The organism is Microcoleus sp. AT3-A2 (genome assembly GCF_036705685.1).
In the GTDB taxonomy this organism is placed as follows: domain Bacteria; phylum Cyanobacteriota; class Cyanobacteriia; order Cyanobacteriales; family Microcoleaceae; genus Microcoleus.
In genome coordinates this window covers 22,451-28,450 of record NZ_JAUBVF010000074.1, presented here as the reverse complement: position 1 = coordinate 28,450, position 6,000 = coordinate 22,451, and the positions used below count along the sequence as shown (strand labels likewise).

The following is a 6,000-nucleotide window of genomic DNA, read 5'->3' as shown; positions in this document are numbered from 1 at the left end:
TTGAGAACCTCTCGCTGATTAACCATTTTTTCCACTCAGCTCAGGCTGAGTCAATTTGTGCTTAGTCTAAACTCCAGGTGTATTGGATGTTGATACAAAAGTTCCCACATCCATCACGGCTCATGCAGCAGGATACATCGATCGCGACTTAGAACAAATAGTAGGTTTGCAAACCGATCGACCTTTGAAACGCGCGATTATGCCCTTTGGCGGGATTCGCGTTGTCAAGGCAGGTTTAGAAGCTTACGGCTATCAACTCGATCGGCAAACAGAAGAAATATTTACGAAATATCGCAAAACTCACAACGATGGTGTATTCGATGTTTACACGCGCTCGATGCGTCTGGCGAGACGTTCTGGTATCATCACAGGTTTGCCAGATGCCTACGGACGCGGGCGCATCATCGGTGACTATCGGCGCGTTGCTTTGTACGGTGTCGATCGCCTAATTGATGATAAAAAAAACACAGCAAGAATCACTCGAACTAGACGCGATGGACGAGGCAACAATTCGTTTGCGCGAAGAGTTATCCGAGCAAATTCGGGCCTAGTTTGAGTTAAAAGAAATGGCTGCTAGCTACGGCTTTGATATTAGCCGTCCGGCGGCAAACGCACGAGAAGCTGTCCAGTGGGTGTATTTTGGCTACTTGGGAGCAGTGAAAGAACAAAACGGGGCAGCGATGTCTCTCGGGCGCGTATCGACGTTTTTAGACATTTATTTCGAGCGCGATTTGCAAGGTGGCGCGAGTTCCGAACAGGAATTGCAAGAACTGATCGACCATTTTGTAATGAAACTCCGCATGGTGCGGTTTTTGCGAACTCCCGACTATAACGCTCTGTTTTCAGGCGATCCAACTTGGGTAACAGAGGCGATCGGCGGTATCAGCGATGACGGTAGAACATTGGTAACTCGTAACAGTTTCCGATTCTTACACACCCTGTCAAACCTCGGTACTGCACCCGAACCAAATCTCACCGTATTGTGGTCGGAAAACTTGCCGGAAAACTTCAAACAATTCTGTGCGAAGGTATCCAGCGACACGAGTTCGATTCAGTACGAAAACGACGACTTGATGCGTCCTCAATACGGCGATGATTACGCGATCGCCTGTTGTGTCTCCGCGATGCGAATTGGCAAGAAAATGCAGTTTTTCGGCGCGCGAGTTAACTTAGCTAAGACTTTGCTCTATGCGATTAACGGTGGTAAAGATGAGAAGTCCGGTGACCAAATCGCGCCGCAGTTCCCACCGATTACTACCGAATATCTCGATTATGACGAGGTAAAAGCGCGGTTCCACGACATGATGGCGTGGTTGGCAAAAACGTATATCAATACGTTGAATGTCATTCACTATATGCACGACAAATACTGCTACGAACGCCTGGAAATGGCATTGCACGATCGCGATGTTTACCGGACAATGGCCTGCGGAATTGCCGGATTGTCCGTGGTGGCGGACTCGCTATCGGCGATTAAACACGCGAAAGTTAAGGTGATTCGCAACGAGCAAGGTTTGGCAGTAGATTACTCGATCGAAGGAGAATATCCCAAATACGGCAATAATGACGATCGCGTAGACAGTCTAGCCATCGAACTTGTGCAAAGCTTCATGAACGAAATTCGTCAGCACAAAACCTACCGCGGCGCTGTAGCAACTCAATCGGTACTCACGATTACTTCTAACGTAGTTTACGGCAAAAAAACTGGTAGCACTCCCGACGGACGTAAAGCAGGCGAACCCTTTGCTCCCGGTGCTAACCCGATGCACGGCCGAGATTCCTGTGGGGCGATCGCATCCTTATCTTCTGTAGCAAAACTGCCTTACAGTGATTGTCAAGATGGCATATCGAATACTTTTTCGATTGTACCGCAGGCCTTGGGCAGAATGGAGAGCGATCGGACTAATAACCTAGTTAGTCTTATAGACGGTTACTTCCACGATGGCGGCCATCACATCAATGTTAACGCGCTCGATCGGCAAACATTACTAGATGCGATGGAACATCCAGAAAACTATCCCCAGCTAACAATTCGCGTCTCCGGTTATGCGGTTAATTTCATCAAACTTACCCGCGAACAACAATTAGATGTGATTAAACGGACTTTCCACGAACGCGTCTAAATCCCAGCAGAAAAAACTCGGCGGTTGAAACCGCTCAAGAGTCAAACTTTCATCCGAATAGAGGGGGACTGAAAAAGCTGTTAAATGATTAACCTCAATCCCCCCTAGCCTTAACAAAGGGAGAACCGGAAACTCGGAAAATCCCCCTTATTAAGGGAGATGCCAGGGGGAGCGAGCCGAGGCTATAAACAAGAGTTCAGAAACTTTTCCGGCTATTGTTAACCCCGCCCTCCCGCTCATCCCTACTCTCAAAATCCCCACAAACAGCAAATTAAATGTCTGGAATTGGTCGCATTCACTCAATCGAAACTTTTGGTACAGTAGACGGCCCCGGAATCCGGTTTATCGTCTTCACCCAAGGCTGTCCCTTACGCTGTCTTTACTGTCACAATCCCGACTGTCGCAGTTCCCACGATGGTAAAGAAGTAACCGTCGATTATTTAATCGAGCAAATTACCAAATGTAAATCCTACCTGCGGAAAGGAGGCGTTACCGTCAGCGGTGGCGAACCGTTGATGCAGCCGGATTTTGTCAGAGAAATCTTTACCCGCTGTCATCAAATAGGCTTGCATACAGCTTTAGACACATCAGGATTCTGTCTTTTAGAAGTTGCTAAACCGGTTCTGGAAATGACCGATCTGGTTTTATTGGACATCAAATCCTACATTCCCGAACTCTATTACAAAGTCACCAATGTGTCGATTGAGCCTACTTTAGCAATGGCGAAATATCTCAGCGAAATTGGCAAACCGACGTGGATTCGCTTCGTTCTAGTTCCTCACCTCACAGATGACATCCAAAACGTAGAAAAACTAGCGGAGTTTATTGCCAATCTGAACAATGTGGAAAAAGTCGAAGTATTACCATTTCATAAAATGGGAGAATACAAATGGGAACAATTAAAATTTGATTACGAACTCAGGGATACACCTCCAGCTTCACCGGAACTCGTGCAACAAACTGTTGATATTTTTCGCAGTCGCGGGCTAAATGCAATCGGAGCTAGCGGTATATAATAATTAAAAGACCTCGAGCAAAAATCCCAAACAATCTTGAAATTATCTGCGTCTATCTGCGTTAATCTGCGGTCAATCTGCGGTTCCCCTACCCCTCAAAAACTTAGGCAATAAATCTCGAAAAATACCTGAAGAAAAAAAACATGAAAGTTACCAATGTAGAAGAATTAGAAGTGCTCATTCAAAAAGTGAAAGCAGCCCAAGCTGAATTTGCCACCTACACTCAAGAACAAGTCGATCGCATATTCAAGCAAGCAGCTTTAGCCGCTAATGCCGCCCGCATTCCCTTAGCCAAGGCAGCAGTCAAAGAATCGGGAATGGGAGTCATCGAAGATAAGGCAATCAAAAATCATTTTGCCTCGGAAATGATTTACAACAAATACAAAAACGACAAGACTTGCGGTATCATCGAGTCCGATCGGCATTTTGGTTACGAACGCATTGCCGAACCCGTGGGAGTGCTGGCGGGAATCGTTCCTGTAACTAACCCGACTTCCACCACCATCTTTAAATCTTTAATCGTGCTCAAGACGAGAAATGGCATTATATTTTCTCCCCATCCCCGCGCCAAATCCTGCACGGCTGCGGCGGCAAAAATCATCCTCGATGCTGCTGTAGCGGCAGGAGCACCACCGGATATTATTGGGTGGATTGATGAGCCAACTGTGCCGCTTTCCCAAGCTTTGATGCAGCACCCCGATATCAAACTAATTTTGGCAACTGGCGGGCCGGGAATGGTAAAAGCTGCCTACTCTTCAGGGCACCCGTCCCTCGGTGTCGGCGCGGGAAATACTCCCGCCATCATCGATGAAACCGCCCACATCCAAATGGCTGTCAGCTCAATTTTGCTGAGCAAAACTTTCGACAACGGCACGATTTGTGCTTCGGAACAATCGGTGGTTGTTGTGGATGAGGTGTACGATGCAGTGCAACTGGAATTTATCAAACGCGGTGCTTATTTCCTGAATGCTGAAGAACGGGAAAAAGTGCGGCAGGTAATCTTAATTGATGGTCGATTGAATGCCGAAATAGTCGGACAATCTGTGCAAAAAGTGGCGCAAATTGCGGGTTTTGTAGTGCCGTCAAACATCAGGGTTTTGATTGGAGAAGTGGATGCGATAGGTAAAGAAGAACCCTTTGCTTGTGAAAAACTTTCGCCGATTCTCGCCATGTACCGCGCCAAGGACTTTACTGAAGCAGTAGACAAAGCCGAAGCGCTGATAATTTTTGGCGGGCACGGACATACTTCTGTACTCTACACCGCTCCGCATAATCAGAAGCACATTCGTTATTTTGAAAGCAAACTAGAGACTTCGCGGGTGCTGATTAATACGCCTTCTTCTCAAGGTGCGATCGGCGATTTGTACAATTTCCGCCTCGATCCCTCCCTTACCCTCGGTTGCGGTAGCTGGGGCGATAATTCCATTTCTGTCAACGTGACACCCCATCACCTGCTGAATATCAAAACCGTAGCAGAAAGGCGCGAGAATATGCTGTGGTTCCGCATTCCTCCCAAGATTTATTTTAAGTCGGGTTGTCTTCCTGTTGCTTTGAGGGATCTTGCAGGTAAGAAACGTGCTTTGATTGTGACGGATAAACCATTGTTTGAATTGGGATTGATTAAGGAAGTCACAGATAGTTTGGAAGAAATCGGCCTCGATCACTACACATTTTACGATGTGGAACCCGATCCTTCGCTGGCTACTGTTCGCAAAGGTTTAGAAATCTGCAATAGTTTCCATCCAGATGTGATTATTGCTTTTGGTGGTGGCTCGCCGATGGATGCTGCTAAAGTAATGTGGCTGATGTATGAGCATCCAGAAATTGAGTTTGAAGGATTGGCGATGCGGTTTATGGATATTCGCAAGCGGGTATACGAACTGCCGCCTTTGGGCTCAAAGGCAATTATGGTGGCAATTCCAACTACTTCGGGAACGGGTTCGGAAGTCACGCCTTTTGCGGTTGTTACGGATGAACGATCGGGGATTAAGTATCCGCTTGCAGATTATGCTCTGACTCCGAGTATGGCGATCGTCGATCCAGAACTTACGCTGAATATGCCTCGAAAACTGACTGCTTACGGCGGCATTGATGCGCTAACCCACGCTTTAGAAGCTTATGTTTCTGTGTTGGCTTCTGAGTATACAAATGGTTTGGCTTTAGAAGCGATTCGTTTGCTGTTTAAATACCTGCCCAGCGCTTACAAAAATGGTGCTAACGATCCGAAAGCGCGGGAGAAAGTACATTATGCTGCTACGATCGCCGGGATGGCATTTGCCAACTCTTTTCTGGGGGTTTGTCACTCAATGGCTCACCAATTAGGTGCAACTTGCCACGTCCCTCACGGTTTAGCTAATGCGCTGATGATTTCCCACGTAATTCGCTACAATGCAACGGATGTTCCGTTCAAACAAGCGATTTTTTCTCAAAACAAGTATCCTAACAGCAAGTGGCGTTATGCTCGAATTGCGGACTATCTGAATTTGGGCGGCGATACTGAAGATGAAAAAGTTGAGAAGTTGATCGCAGCGGTGGAAGATCTCAAGCGTGAGGTAGATATTCCTAGCACGATTCAGGAGGCGATCGCCAGTCAGGGAATGAGCGATGATTTCTTTTTTGCTCGCGTTGAGGAAATGGCCGATCGAGCTTTTGACGATCAGTGTACCGGAGCGAACCCCCGCTATCCGCTGATTGAAGATTTAAAGCAACTTCTGGTGCAAGCGTACTCTCACGGCGACACTTCTGAGGTCGATCGAGTGTTAACTGTAGTTTAATCGGCGCGGTGCAAGAGATTTCTCCTCAAAAGCCTGTCAATGGGGGGCAGGATGCCTAACCCCTACTCCCCACAAGACTTTCTGGAG

2 protein-coding genes and 1 pseudogene are annotated in these 6,000 nt (G+C 47.1%); all 3 read left to right on the top strand.

Annotation, left to right across the window (positions count from 1 at the left end; genetic code table 11):
• Positions 1–76: 76 nt before the first annotated feature.
• Positions 77–2,123: pseudogene (gene pflB / locus QUB37_RS29925) on the top strand (formate C-acetyltransferase); the annotation flags it as partial.
• A 275-nt stretch (positions 2,124–2,398) separates the two neighbouring features.
• On the top strand, positions 2,399–3,139 hold the full coding sequence (gene pflA / locus QUB37_RS26085) for a pyruvate formate-lyase-activating protein (protein WP_333167680.1): 741 nt from the start codon (positions 2,399–2,401) through the stop codon (positions 3,137–3,139).
• Between the two features lie 143 nt (positions 3,140–3,282).
• A complete protein-coding gene (gene adhE, locus QUB37_RS26080; protein ID WP_333167678.1) occupies positions 3,283–5,913 on the top strand; it encodes a bifunctional acetaldehyde-CoA/alcohol dehydrogenase in 2,631 nt (876 codons plus the stop codon).
• The last annotated feature ends 87 nt before the right edge of the window (positions 5,914–6,000 follow it).

Bases quoted from the DNA above. Each gene is read 5' to 3' on its own strand.
- adhE (WP_333167678.1), top strand. From the start codon at position 3,283: ATGAAAGTTACCAATGTAGAAGAATTAGAAGTGCTCATTCAAAAAGTG.
- pflA (WP_333167680.1), top strand. From the start codon at position 2,399: ATGTCTGGAATTGGTCGCATTCACTCAATCGAAACTTTTGGTACAGTA.